Annotated in this window: 23 protein-coding genes and 2 pseudogenes; 14 read left to right on the plus strand and 11 right to left on the minus strand. The window is 28.4% G+C overall.

The window, feature by feature from the left end:
• Window positions 1–73 precede the first annotated feature (73 nt).
• The gene (locus AJ889_RS02475; RefSeq protein WP_070293226.1) at window positions 74–706 is read left to right on the plus strand and encodes a carbonic anhydrase; all 633 of its coding nucleotides are present in this window, start codon (window positions 74–76) and stop codon (window positions 704–706) included.
• Window positions 706–2,589 carry a mechanosensitive ion channel family protein gene (locus tag AJ889_RS02480; RefSeq protein ID WP_002854654.1) on the plus strand — a complete coding sequence of 628 codons (1,884 nt, stop codon included), beginning with the start codon at window positions 706–708 and terminating at the stop codon, window positions 2,587–2,589. The genes AJ889_RS02475 and AJ889_RS02480 overlap by 1 nt, the downstream gene beginning before the upstream one ends.
• A 22-nt stretch (window positions 2,590–2,611) precedes the next feature.
• Here the strand turns inward: AJ889_RS02480 and AJ889_RS02485 are convergent, their stop codons facing one another.
• The 4 genes from AJ889_RS02485 to AJ889_RS02500 all read right to left on the minus strand — a co-directional run bounded on the left by AJ889_RS02485 (window position 2,612) and on the right by AJ889_RS02500 (window position 6,656).
• The gene (locus tag AJ889_RS02485) at window positions 2,612–3,583 is read right to left on the minus strand and encodes an iron-sulfur cluster assembly scaffold protein NifU (protein WP_002840050.1); all 972 of its coding nucleotides are present in this window, start codon (window positions 3,581–3,583) and stop codon (window positions 2,612–2,614) included.
• A gap of 9 nt (window positions 3,584–3,592) precedes the next feature.
• Complete coding sequence (locus tag AJ889_RS02490) at window positions 3,593–4,774, minus strand: NifS family cysteine desulfurase (protein ID WP_002869262.1); 1,182 nt, start codon at window positions 4,772–4,774, stop codon at window positions 3,593–3,595.
• Between the two features lie 177 nt (window positions 4,775–4,951).
• Window positions 4,952–5,353: a hemerythrin domain-containing protein gene (locus tag AJ889_RS02495; RefSeq protein ID WP_002854195.1), complete on the minus strand. Its 402-nt coding sequence runs from the start codon at window positions 5,351–5,353 to the stop codon at window positions 4,952–4,954.
• Window positions 5,354–5,489: 136 nt separating this feature from the next.
• Window positions 5,490–6,656 (minus strand): hypothetical protein, encoded by a 1,167-nt coding sequence (locus AJ889_RS02500; RefSeq protein ID WP_002860616.1) that lies wholly within the window; start codon window positions 6,654–6,656, stop codon window positions 5,490–5,492.
• Window positions 6,657–6,814: 158 nt separating this feature from the next.
• On the opposite strand from AJ889_RS02500, the gene rpmI reads away from it, so the two are divergent.
• Together rpmI and rplT are read left to right on the plus strand one after the other, a co-directional pair.
• Window positions 6,815–7,006 carry a 50S ribosomal protein L35 gene (rpmI, locus tag AJ889_RS02505; protein ID WP_002777995.1) on the plus strand — a complete coding sequence of 64 codons (192 nt, stop codon included), beginning with the start codon at window positions 6,815–6,817 and terminating at the stop codon, window positions 7,004–7,006.
• A gap of 93 nt (window positions 7,007–7,099) precedes the next feature.
• Window positions 7,100–7,453, plus strand: a complete 354-nt coding sequence (rplT, locus tag AJ889_RS02510) for a 50S ribosomal protein L20 (protein WP_002851731.1) — start codon at window positions 7,100–7,102, stop codon at window positions 7,451–7,453.
• Window positions 7,454–7,595: 142 nt separating this feature from the next.
• On the opposite strand, the gene AJ889_RS09555 is transcribed toward rplT, so the two are convergent.
• The gene (locus tag AJ889_RS09555) at window positions 7,596–8,048 is read right to left on the minus strand and encodes an FIST C-terminal domain-containing protein (RefSeq protein ID WP_261660941.1); all 453 of its coding nucleotides are present in this window, start codon (window positions 8,046–8,048) and stop codon (window positions 7,596–7,598) included.
• Window positions 8,024–8,590: pseudogene (locus tag AJ889_RS09560) on the minus strand (FIST N-terminal domain-containing protein). Before AJ889_RS09560 ends, AJ889_RS09555 begins: the two are co-directional and overlap by 25 nt.
• A gap of 481 nt (window positions 8,591–9,071) precedes the next feature.
• Between AJ889_RS09560 and cheP the strand changes: the two are divergent.
• The gene (gene cheP, locus AJ889_RS02525) at window positions 9,072–9,929 is read left to right on the plus strand and encodes a cheVAW transcriptional regulator CheP (protein ID WP_002860614.1); all 858 of its coding nucleotides are present in this window, start codon (window positions 9,072–9,074) and stop codon (window positions 9,927–9,929) included.
• A gap of 27 nt (window positions 9,930–9,956) precedes the next feature.
• Window positions 9,957–10,436 (plus strand): cheVAW transcriptional regulator CheQ, encoded by a 480-nt coding sequence (gene cheQ, locus AJ889_RS02530; RefSeq protein WP_002854628.1) that lies wholly within the window; start codon window positions 9,957–9,959, stop codon window positions 10,434–10,436.
• Here cheQ and AJ889_RS02535 read toward each other — a convergent pair.
• The gene (locus tag AJ889_RS02535; protein WP_032584634.1) at window positions 10,405–11,715 is read right to left on the minus strand and encodes an MFS transporter; all 1,311 of its coding nucleotides are present in this window, start codon (window positions 11,713–11,715) and stop codon (window positions 10,405–10,407) included. The two genes, cheQ and AJ889_RS02535, sit on opposite strands and share 32 nt — an antisense overlap.
• The gene (locus tag AJ889_RS02540) at window positions 11,699–11,875 is read right to left on the minus strand and encodes a highly acidic protein (protein WP_002865818.1); all 177 of its coding nucleotides are present in this window, start codon (window positions 11,873–11,875) and stop codon (window positions 11,699–11,701) included. Before AJ889_RS02540 ends, AJ889_RS02535 begins: the two co-directional genes overlap by 17 nt.
• A gap of 92 nt (window positions 11,876–11,967) precedes the next feature.
• Between AJ889_RS02540 and moaC the strand changes: the two genes are divergently transcribed.
• From moaC to AJ889_RS02555, 3 genes are read left to right on the plus strand one after another with little or no spacing between them, the layout of a single operon-like run.
• Complete coding sequence (moaC, locus tag AJ889_RS02545; protein WP_002860611.1) at window positions 11,968–12,441, plus strand: cyclic pyranopterin monophosphate synthase MoaC; 474 nt, start codon at window positions 11,968–11,970, stop codon at window positions 12,439–12,441.
• Entirely contained in the window at window positions 12,419–12,682 is a 264-nt protein-coding gene (locus AJ889_RS02550; protein ID WP_002867797.1) for a DUF493 family protein, read from the plus strand. The genes moaC and AJ889_RS02550 overlap by 23 nt, the downstream gene beginning before the upstream one ends.
• Entirely contained in the window at window positions 12,672–13,832 is a 1,161-nt protein-coding gene (locus AJ889_RS02555) for a hypothetical protein (RefSeq protein WP_074484692.1), read from the plus strand. The genes AJ889_RS02550 and AJ889_RS02555 overlap by 11 nt, the downstream gene beginning before the upstream one ends.
• 18 nt (window positions 13,833–13,850) lie before the next feature.
• On the opposite strand, the gene AJ889_RS02560 is transcribed toward AJ889_RS02555, so the two are convergent.
• The gene (locus AJ889_RS02560) at window positions 13,851–14,609 is read right to left on the minus strand and encodes an exodeoxyribonuclease III (protein ID WP_002867799.1); all 759 of its coding nucleotides are present in this window, start codon (window positions 14,607–14,609) and stop codon (window positions 13,851–13,853) included.
• Between the two features lie 117 nt (window positions 14,610–14,726).
• Between AJ889_RS02560 and eptC the strand changes: the two genes are divergently transcribed.
• The 5 genes and pseudogenes from eptC to AJ889_RS02585 all read left to right on the plus strand — a co-directional run bounded on the left by eptC (window position 14,727) and on the right by AJ889_RS02585 (window position 21,006).
• A complete protein-coding gene (gene eptC / locus AJ889_RS02565) occupies window positions 14,727–16,265 on the plus strand; it encodes a lipid A/FlgG phosphoethanolamine transferase EptC (protein WP_002934825.1) in 1,539 nt (512 codons plus the stop codon).
• Window positions 16,262–16,618 carry a diacylglycerol kinase gene (locus tag AJ889_RS02570; RefSeq protein ID WP_002859416.1) on the plus strand — a complete coding sequence of 119 codons (357 nt, stop codon included), beginning with the start codon at window positions 16,262–16,264 and terminating at the stop codon, window positions 16,616–16,618. The genes eptC and AJ889_RS02570 overlap by 4 nt, the downstream gene beginning before the upstream one ends.
• Window positions 16,615–16,862, plus strand: a pseudogene (locus AJ889_RS02575) (replication/maintenance protein RepL). Before AJ889_RS02570 ends, AJ889_RS02575 begins: the two are co-directional and overlap by 4 nt.
• Window positions 16,852–17,847: a dihydroorotase gene (gene pyrC, locus AJ889_RS02580; protein WP_002934826.1), complete on the plus strand. Its 996-nt coding sequence runs from the start codon at window positions 16,852–16,854 to the stop codon at window positions 17,845–17,847. The pseudogene AJ889_RS02575 and the gene pyrC overlap by 11 nt, the downstream one beginning before the upstream one ends.
• A gap of 9 nt (window positions 17,848–17,856) precedes the next feature.
• Window positions 17,857–21,006 (plus strand): type ISP restriction/modification enzyme, encoded by a 3,150-nt coding sequence (locus AJ889_RS02585; RefSeq protein WP_002902382.1) that lies wholly within the window; start codon window positions 17,857–17,859, stop codon window positions 21,004–21,006.
• Between the two features lie 5 nt (window positions 21,007–21,011).
• Here the strand turns inward: AJ889_RS02585 and AJ889_RS02590 are convergent, their stop codons facing one another.
• The gene (locus AJ889_RS02590) at window positions 21,012–21,722 is read right to left on the minus strand and encodes a class I SAM-dependent methyltransferase (RefSeq protein WP_002902380.1); all 711 of its coding nucleotides are present in this window, start codon (window positions 21,720–21,722) and stop codon (window positions 21,012–21,014) included.
• 80 nt (window positions 21,723–21,802) lie between these two features.
• A partial coding sequence (locus AJ889_RS02595) for a methyl-accepting chemotaxis protein (RefSeq protein ID WP_074484689.1) occupies window positions 21,803–22,378 on the minus strand: 576 nt, incomplete at its 5' end.

The following is a 22,378-nucleotide window of genomic DNA, read 5'->3' on the forward strand; positions in this document are numbered from 1 at the left end:
TATCTTTATGATTAAATGAAATCTTTGCTGAAATTTTGTTATAATTTTAAGATTTTAGTTTCAGGTTGGTTTTATGGAAAATCTTATTAGTGGTGCGATTAAGTTTATGCAAGAAGACTTTAAGGAGCATGAAGAACTTTTTGAAAGTCTAAAAAATAAGCAAAATCCCCATACTCTTTTTATAGGTTGTTCTGATTCTAGAGTAATTCCAAATTTGATCACCAATACGGGTCCAGGTGAGCTTTTTGTAATACGAAATATTGCAAATATAGTTCCACCTTATCGCATTGGGGAAGATTACTTAGCGACAACTTCAGCAATAGAGTATGCTTTAGATTCATTGCATATTAAAAATATCGTCGTTTGTGGCCATAGTAATTGTGGAGGTTGCAATGCTCTTTATTATTCTGATGAAGAGTTAAATAAAATTCCTAATGTGAAAAAATGGCTTACTATGTTAGATCCGATAAAAAAAGATGTAATGATTTTTGCAAGAGACGATTTGGCTATGCGTTCATGGCTTACAGAAAAATTAAATTTAGTAAATTCTTTGCAAAATATACTTACTTATCCAGGCGTGCAAGAAGCTTTAGATGAAGGAAAAATAGAAGTACATGCTTGGTATTATATTATAGAGACAGGTGAAATTTATGAGTATGATTTTAAAGCAAAAATTTTTACTTTAATACAGGATAGGAAAGTTTAATGAAAAAAATTATTTTTAGTTTATGTTTTTTTATTTTATACCTTGGAGCACAAGAATTTAAATTTATTGATGCAAATATTAGTAAAGAGGATGAAGGAATTTATGCTTTAGTTGAAAAATATGTTGATCTTAACAATCAAATTAAAGAATTTAAGAAAAACAATGATGAAAATTCAAGCACTTTTAATGGTATTTTAAGTGAATTTGAAAAAGACAAAAAGACTATTTTAGCAAAAATACCCGATATGATAGTAGGACAAAAGATTAATGAAGAGGCAGTGGCTAGATTTTTAAAAGCAAAAGAAAAATTGCTAGATGTTCAAAAAAAGAATATTAATAAGCCTTATATTTATACAGATGCCACTCTTAATCTAGTTTATTTTAATATTGTGGAAAGTTTTTATTCTTCTTTGTTTGAATTGGAAAAACTTTTTAAAAATACAGCAAGCAGTGAAGATTTGATTGCTACTGTTGATAAGGCAATGGAAAATTTACAAAATTCTTCTAATGTTAATTTAGATAGTTTTAAAAGCAAAATTACAAATTCAGAAGAATTAGAAAAAATTACCCTAAAAGAAAGATATATCAGTAATGCTGTAGATTCTTATTCTGAAATTCTTAAGTATTTACGCTCAAATGCAGATTTGCTTGAAAGTAATTATATTTTTTCATTACTCGAGCTTCAAGTTTGGATAGATCGTATAAATGAGGCAATTGGGGTAAGTTTTGTTAATATCGGAAAAATAGTAATTTCTGCTCTGGTTTTAGTATTTTTTATATCTTTAAGACGTTTTTTTGCAAATATAGTATATTTTTTCCTTGTTCAGTTTTTTTATAGAAATAAAAATGATGTAGATGATATTAAAGTCATTTTTATTGAGAATATTAAAAAACCCGTAGGCTTCTTGTTGATTGTCTATGCTATTTCTCTTTGTCTTACTATAGCAACTTATCCTGCACCTTTGAGTGTAAATTTAAGTAATTTTTTTCATATAGTTTATGCAGTTTTAATTGCATGGCTTATTTTAAGAATGCTTGATGGTTATGGCGTGGTATTGGTTTCTAAACTTGCTCAAAAAAGTGGAAAAAAAGAAGTTGTAAATTTAATTATTAAAATTTTATATTTTGTCATTATTATTATAGCCTTATTATATATTCTTGCTCAACTTGGTTTTAATATTTCGGCTATTATTGCATCTTTGGGAATTGGTGGTTTAGCTGTTGCTTTAGCGGCGAAAGATATCATTGCAAATTTCTTTGCTTCTATACTCTTACTTTTTGATAATAGCTTTAATCAAGGAGATTGGGTAGAGGTTTCAGGCATAGAAGGAACCGTGGTTGAAACAGGACTTAGAAAAACTACTATTAGAACTTTTGATAATTGTCTTGTATTTTTACCAAATTCAACTATTATGGGAGCTAATATCAAAAATTGGAGCAAAAGACGCATGGGTCGCCATGTTAGAATGTATTTGGGTGTTGGTTATGATGCTACTCCTGAAAAACTAGAACAATGTGTAAAAGATCTAAGAGAATTTTTGCATACAAGTGATTTAGTAGCTCACGATGAGGATAGCGCATTAAAATATGGCGATCATACAACAAAATATCGTCAAAATCTTGTATCTATTAATGATTTAGAAGGCTATAAAAATGCTTGTTATGTGGCTTTAAGTGAATTTGCAGATAGTAGTATTAATATAGAGCTTTATTTTTATATCAAAGAAATAGGTGGAAAAGATTTTAGAGAAGCTAGACAAAGTTTAATGCTTGAGTTTATGCGTATAATTGAAAAAAATGGTTTAACCTTTGCTTTCCCAAGTCGTAGTATTTATATAGAAAATTTACCACCCCTTGATTTGCAAGCAAAAGCTATAAAATAGCAAGATTTTATCTTGCTATTTTTTAAACCGGCATAACGCGTATATTTGGACTTAATTCTTCTTGTAAAATTGTTTCAATAGCATAAAGTGTTGCACCACTTCCACTAGAACAACCACTACAAGCACCAAGATAACGAATATAAACATCAATTGCTGCACCTTCAGCCTTTTGTATATCAATCACTTCCAAATCTCCACCATCATTATGAAGCATAGGGCGAATTTCAGCATCTAAAACACTTTCAACTGCTTTTAATTGTCCCACTACGGTCATTTCATCAAAAGCTACATCACTTTTCATTGTATTTTTGAGTTTTTCTCTATCTATTTCAGCTCTAGTTTCAGCTAAAATATCTACAAGGTAATAATCTCTTTTTTCATGTCCGCCTGGTTTGATACAGGATTTACAAAAAGCACCCGCTTTAGTGTATTGTGTGATTTCTTCTACGCTATGCAAATCATTAAGTTTAATCACTTCTTTAATAGTTCCAAGACTTACCCTAGCGCACTCGCAAACTATAATTTGATCTTCAAAATCTTCAGGACTTATGCCTTTATAATGCGCTGCTGCTTGTTTGATTACATCATAAGCCATAACCGAACAGTGCATTTTTTGAGGTGGAACAGCTGGAGTTTCTGGATTATCACGCATAGCAAATTCCACATCTAAATTTGTGATTTTTACTGCTTCATCTACAGTTTTTCCTATACAAAGATCCACCATAGTATCACTACTTGCTATAGCTGTACCACAACCAAAACTTTTAAATTTTGCATCGATAATTTTATCAGTTTTTTCATCTACAAGCCAAAAAAGTCTTACCGCATCGCCGCAACTTTCTGCGCCAAAATCAGCTACGATCAATTTTGCATTGCGTGCTTTAGCATCTTCTTCACTAAATTCTCCCATATGTTGAGGATTATTCATTCTATCTTGAACTTTTTGTGAATACTCATCCCAAATGGATCCACCAATTAAACTATTTTTTCCCATTTTTCATCCTTATTTGTAATTATTTGGATTATAAGCATAAGTACAAGAAATTGCTCTTAATCTCTGTGTTGCATTTTTAATTTGTTTTGCTGCATAATCAATTTCTTCTTCAGTGTTAAAACGTGACAAAGAAAGCCTTAAAGCTGTATGCGCTAAATCATGCTCCGCACCGATAGCTTCCATAATAGGATTGCTTTCTAAAGCTTCACTTGCACAGGCTGAGCCCGTACTTGCAGCTATACCATTTTTATTTAAATCCCAAAGCATTGCTTCGCCTTCAACTCCTTTAATACTTGCTAAGATTGTATTAGGCACACGGTGTTCTCTTTTTCCAACCACTGTTGTATCAGGCAAGGCTAAAATTTGATCTTCTAGTTTATCTCTTAAACGGCGTATATGAGAATCTTCAAAATCAAGCATAGTATTTGCAATACGCAAAGCCTCGCCCATAGCCACTATATAAGGCACATTTAAAGTCCCGCTTCTACGACCACCCATGTGTTCTCCACCGTGTAAAAGTGGAGTAAGCTTAAGTCCTTTTTTTATAAAAAGTCCACCCACACCCTTTGGTCCATGAAATTTATGTGCCGAAAATGAAGCAAAATCAACTCCTACTTGAGTTAAATTAACCTTTATTTTACCTACTGCTTGAGTAGCATCTGTATGAAAAAGAGCACCAAATTCATGCGCAAGTTCTGCCATCGCTTTAATATCAAAAATCATACCTGTTTCATTATTTGCCCACATAACACTTACAAGTGCTGTTTTATCGCTAATCACTTTACGCAAATCTTCTACAGTAGAAACTCCTTCTTCATTTACAGGAAGTTCTATGACTTTTACTCCAAGACTTTTTAAAAAATAAGCAGCAGCAGTAACAGCAGGGTGTTCTACACTAGAAATAATCACTTCATTGCGTTCTTTATCTAAAATATAATCAAAATACACACCCTTAAGCACCCAGTTAATGCTTTCTGTCGCACAGGAGGTTACAATTATGTCATCTAGGTCATTTGCTCCAAGTCCTGCATAAAGTTTATCCAAAGCTTCTCTTAAGGCAGGATGTGTTGCGCTACCATATTGATGAAGGCTATTTGGATTTCCATACATATCCTTTAAAAAAGGTAGCATCAACTCATAAGCATTAGGATCAAGCATTGTCGTTGCGTTGTTATCTAAATATACTTTCACTTTAAAATCCTTAATTTATCCTTAATTTTAATTAGGATATTTTTTATCTTTATTTGAAAACGGATAATAACAAAAATTTATAAAAATTAGGTTAAAAATTATAACAAAAATAAAATGCTAAAGTAAAATTTTAAAGTGAAATATTTTGTGAATTTTATATAGCAAAAATGAGAAATACTATTTCTTAAATTTTTCTTCGTAATACTTTACTATCTTTGAATCTTCTTTGGCTGTATGTTTAAAGATAAAATCTTGAACAACGAGATTTAATTTTTCGGTCATTATATTTACAAATTTAGCTTCACTGATGATAATTTCTTCAATTTCTAAGATAATTTTTCTATGAATTCTTGTATGATGGTTGATATAAGGATATTCTATTTTTCTCATAAAGGCTTCTTCATCTGAAAAATGTCTATTGATCATTATCAACAACTCTCTTAAGACAATTTTTAATTCTTTTGTTCCAACATGACATTGGTTCATTAAAGAGAGTTTTTTAGAAATTTCAAAAAGTTCTTTATGTTGATGATCTAAAAGATCATTATTCATTGAAATAATTTTTTCATTATAAATCATGGTTTTGAGTACTTTTATATTTATATTTTTCGAGAGCGGATTATAATGCTATAATACTTAAAATTTTATTAATTAATTATATAAAAATTATTATTATTAAAGTATTTATAATTTATATATTTTTTAAAAAATTATTTTAAACCATCACAGACATATAAGAGTTTAAAATTTTATTTATATTTGCTTGTTTTTGACGACGATCTAAAAAATTTTCTATAGAGCTAGAACGTAGTTGATTTGCTTCTTCTAATCTTTGCGTATCTTGACTTTGGTTTTGATATTGTTTTTTAAGAGCATCAAAATCATTGCGATTTTGATCGATATAAATTTGAAATATTGAACTTGAATTTGCAAATTCTCTTAAATCCATATCTTTTTGGTAGTTAATATATTGTTGAAAAAATACAGATAGTTTATCTTGAGTACTTGTTTTTTTATCTACGCCATTCACATAAAGATAAAGATCAAAACTCATCTTTTTTTCATTTTCTTTTTTGATGTAATCTTCTATATCTGTTTCGCCCTTGAGAATTTTTTGTAAATTTTGATGAGAGCTTAGTTCTAAAGTGGCAGGTTTCATAAAAAAGTTAAATTCTTTTTCGTTTTGAGTTTTTATATCATGGTAGATAAAATTCATTAAAAGACCAGATTTTGATACTTCTGCATTTTTAGTTAAATAAGGTTTTAAAATTTCATTAGAAGAAGTGTTTTCTATGGCTTTATCAAAGTGAAAATTAGTTATTTTATTATCTAACATTAAAGTATTTAAATTTGTGATATTACTTAATGCCAAATCAATTTCTTCTTGATTGTTGTAAATTCTTGAAATTTGGCCTAAAAATTCTCCATTATCTGTTGAAAAACCTGATGATAGTTTTGAAATAAGATCGCGACTTAAATAAGCATTATCATCTTGTAAAAATTCTGAATTTATAGATTTTAATGAACTATGATAGCTATTTAAAAGATAAGGTAGATCAATTTTATTGTAGTTTAAATTTTCATCTTGTTTTGCGAGTTCTTTCGCTATGCTTCTAACGCTTTTAATGTTGATATCATAAGATTCTGGTATATTTGCAATTTTATTTAAATCTTTATCAAAAAAACCTTCTTCATTGATTCTAAATCCAAATTCACTAGCATAAGTGATATTATTAAAAATATAACTTAATTGTTCTAAGCTATTTTCATTTCCTTTTTGATCTAAGGCTTTGCTATCTTTAATCAAATTTAGAGCAGAGCTATTCTGCAAAGGATTAGATAAGGTTAAATTTTGATATGGATTTGCCGAATTTATAGTCATTTTAAATCTTTCCAAAATATTGCTGATTTTTTTATAAGCAAAATGCGTGCCAAGTTTTTTAAAAATTAAATTCAGTCAAAAATTAGAAAAAATTTGATAGTATTTATCTTTTCTTTTAAAGTTTGAAAAATAAAAATTTATCTAAATAAGGAAAGCGTATGCCAAAGATGAAAAGCGTTAAAAGCGCAGTTAAACGCTTCAAAGTAGGTAAAAATAAAATCAAAAGAGGCTCAGCTTTTAGAAGTCATATTTTGACTAAAAAACCTGCAAAAAGAATGCGTGATCTTCGCACAGCTAAATATGTGCATAGCACAAATGTAAAAGCTGTTGAAAAAATGCTAGGAATTTAAGTTTTTGACTAAAAGTCATTCAAACTCCCCTCTGAGATAAAATTTCAAGGGCAAGCTCCAAATTTGGACGCCACTTTATGAAAGGAAATAAAAATGGCAAGAGTAAAAACAGGTGTTGTTAGACGCCGCAGACATAAAAAAGTTTTAAAATTAGCGCGTGGTTTTTATAGTGGACGACGCAAACATTTTAGAAAAGCAAAAGAACAACTAGAAAGAAGTCTAGTCTATGCTTATCGTGATAGACGCCGTAAAAAAAGAGACTTCCGCCGTCTTTGGATTGTGCGTATCAATGCTGCTTGCAGACTCAATGATTTAAGTTATTCAAGATTTATCAATGGTCTTAAAAAAGCAGGTATTGAACTTGATAGAAAAATTCTGGCAGATTTAGCTATGAATGATGCTGCTGCTTTTGCAAAAATTGCAGAGGCCGCAAAAAAAGCACTTTGATTTTTTAGTGTAAGAATTTCAAGATTTTTGATTTCTTGAAATTCTTAATTTTTTAGTATTAATTTAGTTTAGCTAGAACATCTTCATAACATTTGAGTTGATTTAAGATTATTTTATTAATCTCATTTGTCATTTCTAGTTTTTAACCTTTTATATTAAGATAATAGTATTTAAAATCACTGTATTTTTGTATGAAAGTTTTTAAATATCTAGGTTTGAAATCATTAAAATTTTCAACTTCATAAAAAAATATTGCCACTAAACTTTTTGCAATTCCCGCTCCATAAATTTCTCCAAAACTAGAAAAACCAACTATGGGAAAATTATTAAAATGGATTTGATTTAAATGTTCTTTGTTGTGAAGTCTTCTTAAGATACAATCATTAAAAATTGCTCCTAGTGGTTTTGGTTTATTAAGAGAAAATTTTTCATAATCTTTTTTTATAGCTTCAATAAAATTTGTTTTTTTAAGCAAGCTTAATTCCTGAGCGCTTTCTATATCACAATAACTAAATAATGTTTTATTTGGGTTGATTTTTATAGGGGAAATAAGATAGTCTTCTCCAATTTTTAAAGCAAAAGTATATTCTTGCATTTTATTTTTAAGTTCTTCAAAAGTGCAGTTAAAATAATTACATAAAACTTCAACCGCGTTGATGGATTGAAAGGTTTTTTATTAATAAATTCGCGTACGGTTTTATCATATAAGCTTACATCAAGTATGGTAAAAGTAATGTTGCTTTGAGGATTGAAATTTTGAGACTTCATTAAATTAAAACGGTATTTAGGTTTAAATTGAACATGTATGCTTAAAGCTTGATTTTTAATATTTCTCCGTTATAAAATATAAATGCTCCGCTAAAGTCCATGTTTCCGCTAGACCCACCCCGCTACTAAAGCACAAGGATAGGGGTTGTGTTTGTACAAAAGTTCTAAAAGAGAACTTTCGCTTTGACTTAAACCATCATAAATTAAATAATGCAAAGTATTTATGCAGTGTGCTTCAAAAGGTATATTTATAAATAAAACTTCTTTTTCTATCAGTTTTTTTCTTTCTGTATAATCTTTTATATCACTAAAAAGCTTGATTTTATTTGTGCAAAGATTTTCTATCATATCTTCACTAAAAAGTATCAAGCTTATTCCTTGGATATTTTGTTTATAAGGACTGTTTTCAATGTTTGAGTTAGAATCAAGGTTGCATAATAAATCAGTAGCACTGCTTAAGATGATATCACATTGCTCATTTATAGAATTTTGAATCTTATTTCCTATGATCGCTAGATTAAGTTGATTGACACAAAGCCTATAATTAATTTTGGCTTGATGTTTATTTTTTTTAATTTTTCTTCAAGTTCATTTTATTGAAGATATGGAGCTTCTAAAACTTTTTTACTTCTTCTTTTTTTGTTGAGCTTTTATTTTTAAAATTAAAAAAACATCAATTTAACTCCATTAAAACTATTTTTTAATTACTAGTTAACTAAATCAAGACACCATAAATTCGGCATTTATTTGTAATTTTTATTATACCTTAAGTCATAAAAAATGCAATAAGTAAATTAAAATTTAGATATAATTGCAAATTATAATAATATTAATTAAGGATAAATTAAATATGATTGGAGATATGAATGAGCTTTTATTAAAAAGCGTTGAAGTATTGCCACCTTTACCTGATACTGTAAGTAAATTAAGAAAATATGTGAGCGAGGCTAATTCAAATATAGAAACTATGAAAGTTGCTGAAATCATTTCAAGCGATCCGTTGATGACGGCTAAGCTTTTGCAATTAGCAAATTCTCCTTATTATGGTTTTACAAGAGAAATTACAACCATAAATCAAGTGATTACTTTATTAGGCGTTGGTAATATCATCAATATAGTTATGGCTGACTCCATTAGAGATAATTTTAAAATAGACGTTTCACCTTATGGTTTAAATACTCAAAATTTTTTAAAAACGTGCAATGAAGAGGCAACTTTTATCGCAAATTGGCTTAATGATGAAGATAAAAAACTTTCTCATCTTTTAGTTCCTTGTGCAATGCTTTTAAGGCTTGGTATTGTTATTTTTTCAAATTTTCTTATACAAAATCATAAGGATAAGGATTTTTTAGCTTTTTTAAATAAAAGTGAAAATCTTGCTTTAGCGGAGAATGAATTTTTAGGCGTAGATCATATTTCTTTCTTGGGATTTTTGTTACATCGTTGGAATTTTGATGATGTTTTGATTGAAAGTATATGTTTTGTTCGCACTCCTCATGCTGCTCGCGAAAAAGTGAAAAAATCCGCTTATGCTTTAGCAATAACAGATCATCTTTTTGCTCCGCATGATGGCTCTTCTCCATTTAACGCAAAAGCTGCAGTTGCTTTACTTAAAGAGGCAAAAACTCAAGGAATTAATTTTGATTTAAACAATCTTTTATCTAAGCTTCCTAACAAAGCTAAGGAAAATTTAAACAAAGAAGATTAAAGAGCCTTTTTAAGGCTCTAAATTGTAGTGATGAAAAGTTTAATCTTACCTCCTAATGAATTTTTAGATCACTATATTTTAAACGCTGAATTTCATCGTTTTGCTGGAATTTCAAAAAATGCTTATAAATTTTGGAAAAATGTAGAAATAGGTAGATATCAAGGAACAAGAATTATATTTTTGCATAGAAATTGCATTTTAGAAAAACATCAGCAAGCTTTAAGGCAATGTAGTGGTTTAAATGGTTTTGTATTGGCAAGTGCTTTTTGTTCTTTTACTGGATTAGCTCCCTCTCATTTAGTGGAAAAAAATAATTCTTCTATTTATAAACTTTTAGAGCTTAAGGAGATTTGCGGGATTAAATTTGTTAATTTAAAAAAATTTTATGATTTTTTAGGGCTAAATTATCATCAGCATATTTATATAGAAAAATGCCATTTTTTTAGCCCAGCTCCTTTTGAAAAGCGTATTAAAATCACTGAGAGTATGTGCGTTGGGTATTATTAAGATAAGAAAAAATAAATGCACATAGCAAAGCTATAATAGCCAAAAAGAAAACATAAAGTCCCAAAGAAAAACGCCAAAAATTACTTAAATTATTTAAGGCAAAACTATGCAAGAAAAAAGCAAGTTGCGGAGTTAAACCTCCAGCTATAGCATAAGCAATATTATATGAAAAAGAAAGTCCTGAAAATTTAATTTTTGCATCAAATACTTCACTCATTATTAAAGGGCAAAAATTCATCACCCCGCTAAAAAAACATACAAGTAAATATAAGCAAGCTACTAGGTTAAAATCAGCATTTTGTCTATATAAAGTATTAAAATAAAGCAAGCTCGCAATTCCAAAAAAAACACTAAAAAATACACAAGATTTAATAACGCTTATTTTATCCGCTAAAATTCCACTTATAATACACCCTAGGCAAATAAGCAAAATTCCACCTATTTGAAGATAGGTTTGTATAGAAGTATTAATTTGAAGTATTTTTGCCATATAACTAGGCATAAGCAAAATCATTACAACAATACAACCTGTCAAAACCCAAGTAATCATCATAGAAAGAACAATTCCCATTTTAGCTTTTTTAAACACTTCTTTTAAAGGAAATTTTTCTAAAGCCTTGTCTTTTTTCATTTGTTCAAAAACAGGAGTTTCTCTTAAAAATTTTCTCAAATAAGCAGAAATAATCCCAAAAATTCCACCTAAAAAGAATGGAATTCTCCAAGCCCATTCATGAAGTTCTTCTTGGGTATAAATTTTATTCATAATTAAAAAAACTAAACTACCTAATAAAATTCCACCTACAACCGAAGCGGTTAAAATTCCCAAATAAGTTCTTTTTTGACCTTGTGGTGCGTGTTCGTATACAAAAACCCAAGCTCCAGGGAGTTCCCCGCCTATAGCTATACCTTGACAAATGCGTATAAAAACTAAAAATACAATGCAAAGAAAACCTATGCTTTCATAATTTGGAATAAAAGCTAGAGTAAAAGTTGGAATAACCATTAACAAAATACTAATCATAAACATTCTTTTACGTCCAAATTTATCTCCAAAATGTGCCAGTATCACACCCCCTAAGGGACGCGCTAAATATCCAGCTGCAAATATTCCATAAGTATTAAACATTTGCCAAAAACTACTTAAATCTTTTGGAAAAAAGTTTGTTGAAATATAATTTGCAAAAAATACAAAAATAATAAAATCATAAAATTCTAAAGTTCCACCTAATGATGAAAGTCCTAAAACTTTTATATCTTTTTGGTTAAGGGTTTTGTTCATTCTTAATCTCCATCTCATAAAAATCATCATCATTGTTATCATCATCGTATTCATAATCATCATCATCATAATTATAATTTTTATGGTGATTTTGTGTATATTCTTCATCTTCATTTTCATAATCATCGTAATTTAAATCTTCTTCATCTTCATAAGCCATTGTTTTCTCCTTAAATAAAAATACAAAGCTTATTTTATCTTAAATTTGTTTGGTTTTGCTATAATTTTTATAATTTTTTAAAAGGTGAATTTATGAAATTAAGTCATTTAGATGAAAAAAATCATCCTAAAATGGTAGATGTAAGCGATAAAAATATTACTTTAAGAATAGCCACAGCCAGTGGTATAATATATATGAGTCAAGAAGCTTTTGATGTAATTAAAAACAATACCGCAAAAAAAGGTCCTGTTCTTCAAACGGCTATTATTGCGGCTATAATGGGGGCTAAAAAAACAAGTGAAATTATTCCTATGTGCCATCCTTTGATGCTTTCTAAGATTGAAACAGATATTGTGGAATTTGTTAAAGAATGTGCATTTAAGCTTATTGTAACAGTTAAGTGTGAAGGTAAAACAGGAGTTGAAATGGAAGCTTTAAGTGGAGTTAGTATAGGACTTTTAACTATATATGATATGATCAAGGCTATAGATAAATCAATGAGAATTACGGATATAGTGCTTGAAAGCAAAGAAGGAGGTAAAAGTGGTAAATTTGTGCGATCTTAAAAAAGAACCTCAGATCAATTATCCTACTTTTTGGGATTATAAGGTGATTTTTGAGGTGCATATTAAGGCAAGTGAAATTTTTGAAGAAATTTTAGGTCAAAGAGAATATAAATTTGAACATTCGAATTCAAGTGCGAGTGGAAAATATCAAAGTTATTTGTTAAATGTTTATGTTGATAGCAAAAAAGATCGTTTGGATATATTTGATAAATTAAAAGCTAAAGCAAAATTTGTACTTTAAGAAAGAAGGAAAAATGAAAAATACTTTAATTATTTTTGAAAATTCTTTATCAAATCTCGGTAAAGATGAAGCAAGTGATTTACTTGAAGACTTGAGTTTTAATCTTGCGTATAAGCAAATTTCACATAATCCTCATGAAACAAAAAAAGTTTTAAATTCTCTTTTGGTTGAATTTTTAACTATTTTGAAAAAACTTGATTTTTTTGATGATGAAAATGTTGCAAAGGTTATCAAAGCTTTGGTTAAGGCGAGTATTGTAGATGCTCAAAATTCACTTTATGAGTATATTAGCGAAGCTGAATTATTAAACAAACAGATTGAAAATCAAAAGAATTTGATTAAAAATCAAATCAGCGATAATTTTTTTGAATTCGAGAATATTTTACAAGAATGTTCTTTTTGTGATGAATTTAGTGGCGGTTTAAATGATGCTATTTTATTTGATATAGAAATGCTTGGAATTTTAAAAGAAACCGCTGAAAGTGCTTTTTTAACTACATTAGAAAAGGCTGAAGATATAGAACTTACAAGTAGTGAAATAGCTAAAAATCTCGTATATAATGCCATTTGTGAAGCTCATTTTGAAAAAGAAAGAATTTTAAAAATTTCAAGTATTATTTTAAATACCGCTTTTGAAATAGCTAATGAATCTATGGCTTATGCAAAAGATCTTTGTTTAGGCGTGATTAAAGGCACAAGGGATGGTATTGTTTTGGCAATGGAAAAATTTAAAGCTTCATTAACTTATGCAAATTTTGAAGAAGATGTTAGTTTAAAAAGCAAAGAACTAATAGGTATAGAAGATGATTTTATTGCTCTTTTAAAAAAAGAGATTCAATTACAAAATGATCCTTGTAAGAGTATAGTTGAGAATTTGCTAGAACATGAACTTGATAATCTTTTTGCTAAATTTAGACGTCTTGCAGGTGAAAGCAGAGAGCAACTAATATTAGTTTTAAATGATATTAAGAAAAATCCAAAGATTAATGATTTTAACAAACTTACTCAAAGAAAATTAAATCGTTTTAAACAAGAAATTTTTGAATTAGAAAAAATTGCTAGTGAAAAATACAAAGATTTAAATTCCAAAAAAGCTAAAAAGCTCGGTGTAAGACTTTGGGAAAAAGCAAAAAAATTCGTTAAAAAATAATATCCCATTTTTGGGATATTAAATATCTATTTCTATACCTACAGGTGCGTGATCAGAGCCAAAAATATCATCTCTTATGAAAGCGTTTTTAAGTTTATCTTTTAAACCCTTTGAAATGAAAAAATAATCAATCCTCCAGCCTACATTTCTTTCTCTTGCTTTCATTCTATAGCTCCACCACGAGTATTTTTCTTTGATTTCACCATTAATTTCTCTAAAAGTATCTATAAAACCAAGTTTTAGCAAATCATCAATCCAAGCTCTTTCTATAGGTAAAAAACCTGAAGTGTTGGCATTGGCTTTTGGATGAGTAAGATCGATTTCTTTATGAGCGGTATTGACATCACCACAAATAATAATTTCAAATCCATCCTTTAAAAGCTTATCCAAATACACTAAAAAATCTGCATAAAATTTCATCTTAAAATTTAAACGCTCTTCATCTTTTTGACCATTTGGAAAATAGATATTAAAAAGTGCAATATTTTTAAAGCGGTGTTCTAAAACCCTACCTTCTTCATCATCAAAAAATTCGCATTTTTTTACTTCGCTATTAAAATTACAAAGACTCATTACCCCAGAATACCCCGCTCTTTTAGCAGAATTAAAATACATGTGTTTAAAAGGATATTCATAAATTTTTTTAGGAAATTTATCTTCATGTGCTTTGATTTCTTGAAAACCTATAAAATCAATTTGTTCTTGTGCTATCCAATCAAGTGCATTTTTATCACAAATAGCTCTTAAGCCATTGACATTCCATGAAAGTAGTTTCATTATTTTCCTTAAAATTTTCATTAAAAGTGTAAATCATAACATAAAAAGATTTCAAACTACAATCCATTTAAAAAAATTCAATAAAATTAAAAGCTTAAATTTGGAGGTGGGATTTATATGCTTAGATTAACTTGGCTTCAGTTTACTTTTTTTAATTCTTTGATGATTGTATTGTTGAATTTTAATTTATTTTATTTTGTGTATGAAAAAAATACACAAAACTGGTTTATAACTTTTGTTTTTATTGTGGCCTATTTTGCCATTGTTCACGTGATTTGCTCTTTGCTTTTTATAAAGTTTTTTACTAAATTTTTTTCTATATTATTTATAATATCATCTTTTTTAAGTGTTTACTTTATTAGTTTTTATGGGGTGCTTATAGATTCTGATATGATACAAAATGTTGTTCAAACAGATATCAAAGAAGTAAAAGATTTGTTAAATTTAAAATTAATCTTATTTGTTGTTTTGGCTTTATTGTTAGTTTTTTATGTTGTTAAAGTAAAAATTGATTATTATGGTAGTTTTAAATCCCATCTAAAAATTAAAATTATCAATATAATATCAGGTTTGATTGTTGTTTGTGCGGTTTTAATCCCTTTAAGTAAAACTTTCTTGCCTTTTTTTAGAAACTATAATGAAATAAGAATGTATAATACTCCTTTTTATCAAATTTATGCCGTATATCGCTATTATGTTCGTTTTGTAAAAGCTAAGCCAGAATTTAAAACTATAGCTAATGATGCTTATAGAGAAAACAATCACACTAAAAAACTTTTAGTTTTGGTAGTGGGTGAAACCGCTAGAGCGGCAAATTACTCTTTGGGTGGATATGCTAAAAATGATACCAATTTTTATACCAAAAAAGATAATGTAGTGTTTTTTGATAATTTTTCATCATGTGGAACAGCAACAGCGGTAAGTTTACCTTGTATGTTTTCTATTTCTAAGCGTGAAAATTATTCAAGTTCAGAATTTCAAGAAAATGCGATGGATGTGCTTTATAAAACAGGTGTAGATACTGCATGGTTTGATAATAATTCTGGTGGTTGTAAAGGGGTTTGTGATAGATTAGCTTATAAGCAAAAGCTTTCTAGTGATTTGGATGAAAATTTACTCGCCCCTTTTAAAGAAAAATTAAATCATTTAAGTGATCAAAATATAATAGTTCTTCATTTGCAAGGTTCTCATGGGCCAACTTATTATAAACGCTATCCAAGCGAATTTAAAAAATTTACTCCAACTTGTGATACTAATGAACTTTCAAAATGTGATAGCGAGGCTTTAATCAACACTTATGATAATACTTTGCTTTATACAGACTATCTTTTAAGTGAGATTATAAAACTATTAAAAGAGCAAAAAGATTATGAAAGTTCTTTGTTTTATCTTTCAGATCATGGTGAAAGTTTGGGTGAAAATGGTATTTATCTTCATGGTATGCCTTATGCTATAGCGCCAAGTTATCAAACCCGTATTCCTGCTATTTTTTGGAGCAATGATGAAAAATTAATGAATTTAGCTAAAGAGCATAAAGATTTAAAACTTTCTCAAGATAATCTTTTTAGTACTCTTTTAGGATATTTTGATGTAAAAACAAGTGTTTATGAGCCAGAATATGATTTATTAAATCCTAAACTTAAGGCAAATCCATGAAGCCTAAATATCATTTTTTAAATAATGCAAGATATGCTTTAGAAGGGATTTTTGCTTTATTTAAAAATGAAATGGCGTTTAGAATTGAACTTTGTATTATTATCCCTGCGATAGTTTTTAGTTTTTTCTTAAAAGTTAGTTTTTTGGAGCATTTATTATTGGTAAGTGTTTTAATGCTTATTTTAATTATAGAGGCTTTAAATTCGGCTATTGAAGCTTGTGTTGATTTGATTACAAATGAATGGCATGAAAAAGCAAAAATCGCTAAAGATTGTGCGAGTACGGCAGTGTTTTTTAGTGTGCTTTTAGCTCTTTTTGTTTGGAGTTTTATTTTATATAGCATTTACTTATGAAATTTGAAAAATTAATACAAGAAATTTTGGGAAAAAAGCGTTTTGAATTGTTAAAATTTTTATGCGAAAATGCCGATGAAAATGGTTTTATTATGATTAAAATCAGTGAGCTTGAAGAAAAATTAAACCAAAGCAAGCCCACTATCATCGCTACTTTTAAATTTTTAGAAGAAAAAAAGCTTTTTAAGCGTCTTAAAAATGGATTTTATCAGCTAAAAATATAGGAGATAAAAATGAAACTTAAAAATCCTTTAGATATGCATTTGCATTTAAGAGATAATCAAATGTTAGAACTTATTGCACCTTTGAGTGCAAGAGATTTTTGTGCAGCTGTGATTATGCCAAATTTAATCCCTCCACTTTGCAATTTAGAAGATCTAAAAGCTTATAAAATGCGTATCCTTAAGGTTTGTAAAGATGAAAATTTCACTCCTTTAATGACACTTTTTTTTAAAAATTATGATGAGAAATTTCTTTACAGTGCTAAAGGTGAAATTTTTGGCATTAAGCTTTATCCAGCAGGAATTACAACAAATTCAAATGGTGGAGTTTCAAGTTTTGATATAGAGTATTTAAAACCTACTTTAGAGGCTATGAGTGATTTAAATATTCCTTTGTTAGTGCATGGAGAAACCAATGATTTTGTCATGGATAGAGAGGCAAATTTTGCCAAAATATATGAAAAATTAGCTAAAAACTTTCCAAAATTAAAAATTGTAATGGAGCATATTACCACTAAGGTTTTGTGTGATTTATTAAAAGATTATGAAAATTTATACGCAACTATCACTTTGCATCATTTAATGATAACGCTTGATGATGTAGTGGGTGGTAAAATGGATCCACATTTATTTTGCAAGCCTATTGCAAAACGCTATGAAGATAAAGACGCTTTATGTGAGCTTGCTTTTAGTGGCTATGAAAAGGCTATGTTTGGAAGCGATAGCGCGCCTCATCCATTGCACACTAAAGAATGTTGTGGTTGTGCGGCTGGAGTTTTTAGCGCACCGGTGATTTTACCTGTATTAGTTGAACTTTTTGAAAAACATTCAAATGAAACAAATTTACAAAAATTTATTTCAGATAATGCTTGCAAAATCCATAATCTTAAATTTGAAAAAGATAAAATCGTCATCTTAGAAAAACAAGAATGGCAAGTAGCGCAAAAATACGGCGATGTAGTGCCATTTATGGCAGGGAAAACTTTAAATTTCAAAGTCGCAAATTAAAGGAAATTAATGCTAAAAGCTTATCTAGAAAACATAAAAGATATTTCTACAAACGATAAAGAACATACCCATAGAACAGCTTTGCAAAATTTATTGCAAGCTATAAAAGATAATCAAGACAAGCAAAATAAAATCTCTATCAAACAAGAACCAAATAACGACAAAGAAGGTAGAGGTGCTCCGGATTTTTTGATTACAAAAGATTTTTTAACACTAGGTTACATAGAAAACAAAAGAGTAAATGCAAATCTTGATAACATCATAACAAGTGATCAAATTTTAAAATACACAAAATTAAGCCCAAATATCATTCTCACAGATTATTTAAGATTTATATTATTAAGTTTAAATGATAAGAATGAAATTATCATTTGTAAAGAAGTAAAAATTTGCTCTCTTGATGAGATTAAAAGCATTGTTAAAAATCAATCTTTACTAGATACTAAAACACAAGAGTTAAACGAACTTTTTAGCATATTTTTTTCTAAAATCCCAAATCCCATAAATTCAGCTTTAGATTTTGCAAACCATCTAAGCCTAAGAACAAGAATTTTAAAAGATGAGCTTTTATTATCAAGCAAAAATGAAACTTTATTAAGTTTATTTAACACCTTCAAAGAAACACTTTATAAAGAATTATCCTATGAAGAATTTTGCGATTCTTTTGCACAAACTTTAACTTATAGCTTATTCTTAGCAAAATTAAATAACGATACCGCAAAAGAAATAGATCTAAACAATGCTAAAAAATTCATACCAAAATCATTTCCATTAATCCGTTCTATGAGTGGATTTTTAGATGATAGTTTTGAAAATTTAGAAAATATAAAATGGCTTTTAGAAGAAATCATAAACATTATAAATCACATAGACATTACAAGTATTATAAAAGAACTAAACAAAACTAGTGAAAAAGATCTATTTAATCGTAGTATTTTATCTACTCACAAAGATCCTTATTTGCACTTTTATGAAACATTTTTAGCAAGTTATGATCCAAAGCTTAGAGAAGTAAGGGGAGTGTATTATACTCCTGCGCCTGTAGTAATTTTCATCATAAATGCCATAGATGAAGCTTTAAAACAAGATTTCAATCACAAAAAAGGCTTAAGCGAAGCTTTAGATAAAAATATAACCTTACTTGATTTTGCCACAGGCACTGGCACCTTTTTACTTGAAGCTTTTAGAAAAGCTTTAGAACCTATAAGCAAAAATAGCGTTAATTACAATCCAAAAGCTTTGATAGACAAATTTTGTGGTTTTGAATTTTTAATAGCCCCTTACACCATAGCACATTTAAAAATTTCTCAAAGTTTTAAAGAAGAATTTAACTCTCCATTAAACGATGATGAAAGTCTTAAAATAGCACTAACAAATACTTTATATTTTAAAAGCATATCCAAAGAACAAAATGATCAAAACACGCTTTTTACTCTCATTGATCTAACAAGAGAATTTAAAAAAGCACAAAAAATAAAAGAAGAACAAATTCTAATCATCACAGGCAATCCGCCTTATAGTGGAGCAAGTAGCAACAAAGGCTTATACGAAGATGAGATCAAAATAAGCTATGGTTTAGAACCAAGCAAAGCAAATCTTAATAATGAACAAAAAAAGTGGATAAGCTCGTATTTTAAAGAAAAATCCAAACAAAACACAAGTACTTTTAAAGCCATATATGAAAAACACAAACTAGAAAATGAAAAAAATCCAAAAGTAATGCTTGATGACTATGTAAAATTCATACGCTTTGCCCAAAGTAAAATCGACTCTCAAGAAAGCGGAATTTTTGCTTTTATTTCAAATAATAGCTTTTTAGATAATCCTACCTTTAGAGGTATGAGATATTCTTTAATGCAAAGCTTTGATAAAATTTATATACTTAATTTACACGGCGATACTAGAAAAAAAGAAAAAGCTCCTGATGGAAGCAAAGATGATAATGTCTTTGATATCATGCAAGGTGTGAGCATAAATATCTTTATAAAACAAAATTCAAAAGCTAAAAATACAAACATTTATTATCATGATTTATACGGCAAAAGAAAGGATAAATACGAATTTTTATATGAAAATGACTTAAATTCTATAAAATGGACTTTGGTAAAAAACAACGAGCCTTTTTATCTTTTCTTACCACAAAATAATGATTTATTAGAAGAATACAACAAGGGCATAAGCGTAAAAGATATTTTTATGCTTTCAAGCGTAGGAATTGCAAGCTCTAAGGATGCTATATTAATCTCAACGAATAATAAAAAATTAGAACAACAAGTTTATAATTTTTATAATGAATTTGATAAAAAATACATTAAAGAAATAGCATATAAACCTTTTGATACGCAAAAAATTTATTATGATATAAAAAAAGTGGAAAGACCAAGAATTGACATAATGGAACATTTTTTGGGGTATGAAAACATAGGTTTGATTTATGATAGAGGCACTAATCTAAAAGAAATTTCAAATTTATTTATAAGCTCAAAAGTTATAGATAAACATTTAGTCGGAGCAAATAGCTATGTTTCTCCACTTTATCTTTATCCTACAACTAGAAGTAAAAAATTCCTAAAAAAAGAAAATCCAAATTTTAACGAAGAAAATTTTACCTCAAAAATAGAAAATTTCAAAGAAAGCTTTAGAACTTTCATAGATGAGCTTTATAAAGAAAAATTCTCACCAGAAGACATACTAGGCTATATTTATGCGGTGCTTTTTCATAAAATTTATAGAGAAAAATATCTTGATTTTTTAAAAATTGATTTTCCAAAAATTCCTTTTACAAAAGATAAAAATACTTTTAAAAATTTAAGCAAACTAGGCTTAAAACTTGTAAATTTACATTTATTAAAAAATGATGAGTTAGATTTTAATGTAGGTGAAGCCTTGTTTAAAGACATTAAAAATAAAAATTTCAAAATACAAAAAATCAAATACAACAAAGACGTAAAAGAACTTTTCATAAACGAAAGTTTGTATTTTAATAAAGTAAGTCCTGAAATTTATGAGTTTAAAATAGGCGGCTATGCTGTGCTAGATAAATACCTAAAAAGCCACAAAGAAGAAGACATAGATCATAAGTATTTTACCTTGATCATACAAACTTTAGATGAAACTTTAAAAATTCAAGATGAAATTTCAAAAATCAATCTTAGCTAGTATAACTAGCTAATGATTAAAAGTTTTATCTTAGCTTCTATAATCTCTTCTACTTCATCTTTTACAAAGCTTTCTAACTCTTGTTTGTTTGTATTAATACCATTCATACTTAAATGCCACAAAGCATTTTCTATCGCACTTTGTTTGTCTCTTTTTACCACTCTAGTTTCGTTAAAAATTTCACACTCATAAGGGATATTTTGTGTATTTAAAAAACCTTGCAAATCACTTTCATAAAAACCTTTAAAATGAGTGTTAAAATGCTCAAATATAGGATCTAAAAAGCTACTTTTACGCCTACTTGCCCAGCCTAAATACACTTTTTTAGAAGCTAAGTTTAAAAAAGCTTTATAGTCTTTTTCATTTTGTAAAGCAGGAGACATACTTAAAAAGGCTAAGTCAAATTTTGCGTTATTATTTTTATAAAAGCTTTCAAAGTCTAAATTCAGGGTTTTTACGTTTGATATGGTATGAGTTTTTGCATTTTCTTGTAAAATTTCAAGCATAACATTTGCACTATCTAGAGCTAAAATTTCTTTAGCTTCTTTGGCTAAATGTAAAGTCCAAACCCCAGTTCCACATCCTATATCTATAATACTTTTATCTTGAAAGGAAATCTTTAAATTTTGTAAATATTCAAAAGTTTGTTTTTGTATAGTGTTTAAAGTGTTTTGATATCTTGCGTAAGTTTTAGCCTTTTTATCCCATAAATTCATATACTTTCCTTTATAAAATATACAAAATCATAGCATAAATTTTTAAAATTCAAGCCCAAAGAAAGGGCTTGAATGATTAATTAAAACCTCTTCTTCTTAACATCTTCTAAGATATTATTAGCTATATCACTTACTGTACTAGAAATAATAGCTGATTCATTAGCAATTTCAACATTATCTTTAGTAGTTTGATCAATTTGAGCTACGCTATCATTGATTTGAGTGATACCTGCAGTTTGTTCTTTAATACTTTCTGCCATATCATTGATAGATTGAACAAGTAAATTAGTATTAGCTTCAATTTCTGATAAAGACTTTTGAGTTCTTTCAGCTAACTTTCTAACTTCATCAGCTACCACTGCAAAGCCTCTACCATGTTCTCCAGCACGAGCTGCTTCAATAGCTGCATTTAAAGCTAAAAGATTGATTTGATCTGCAATATCACCTATAATACCTGTAACATTTTTAATCTCTTCAGATTGAGTGATAACATCACTAGTTTTAACTGAAACATTTTGCATAGAAGAAGTGATCTCTTCTAAAGCTGCTGCAGTTTCTTCTAAAGATTGAGCTTGAGAATTTGAAGAAGTGGTTAAGCTTTGAACAGCAGTTTGTAATTTTCCACTTTCATTAGCTAAAGCATTAGCAAAGTCTGA

Origin of the sequence: Campylobacter sp. BCW_6468 (genome assembly GCF_001762865.1) — a bacterium.
Classification (GTDB): Bacteria; Campylobacterota; Campylobacteria; order Campylobacterales; family Campylobacteraceae; genus Campylobacter_D; species Campylobacter_D jejuni.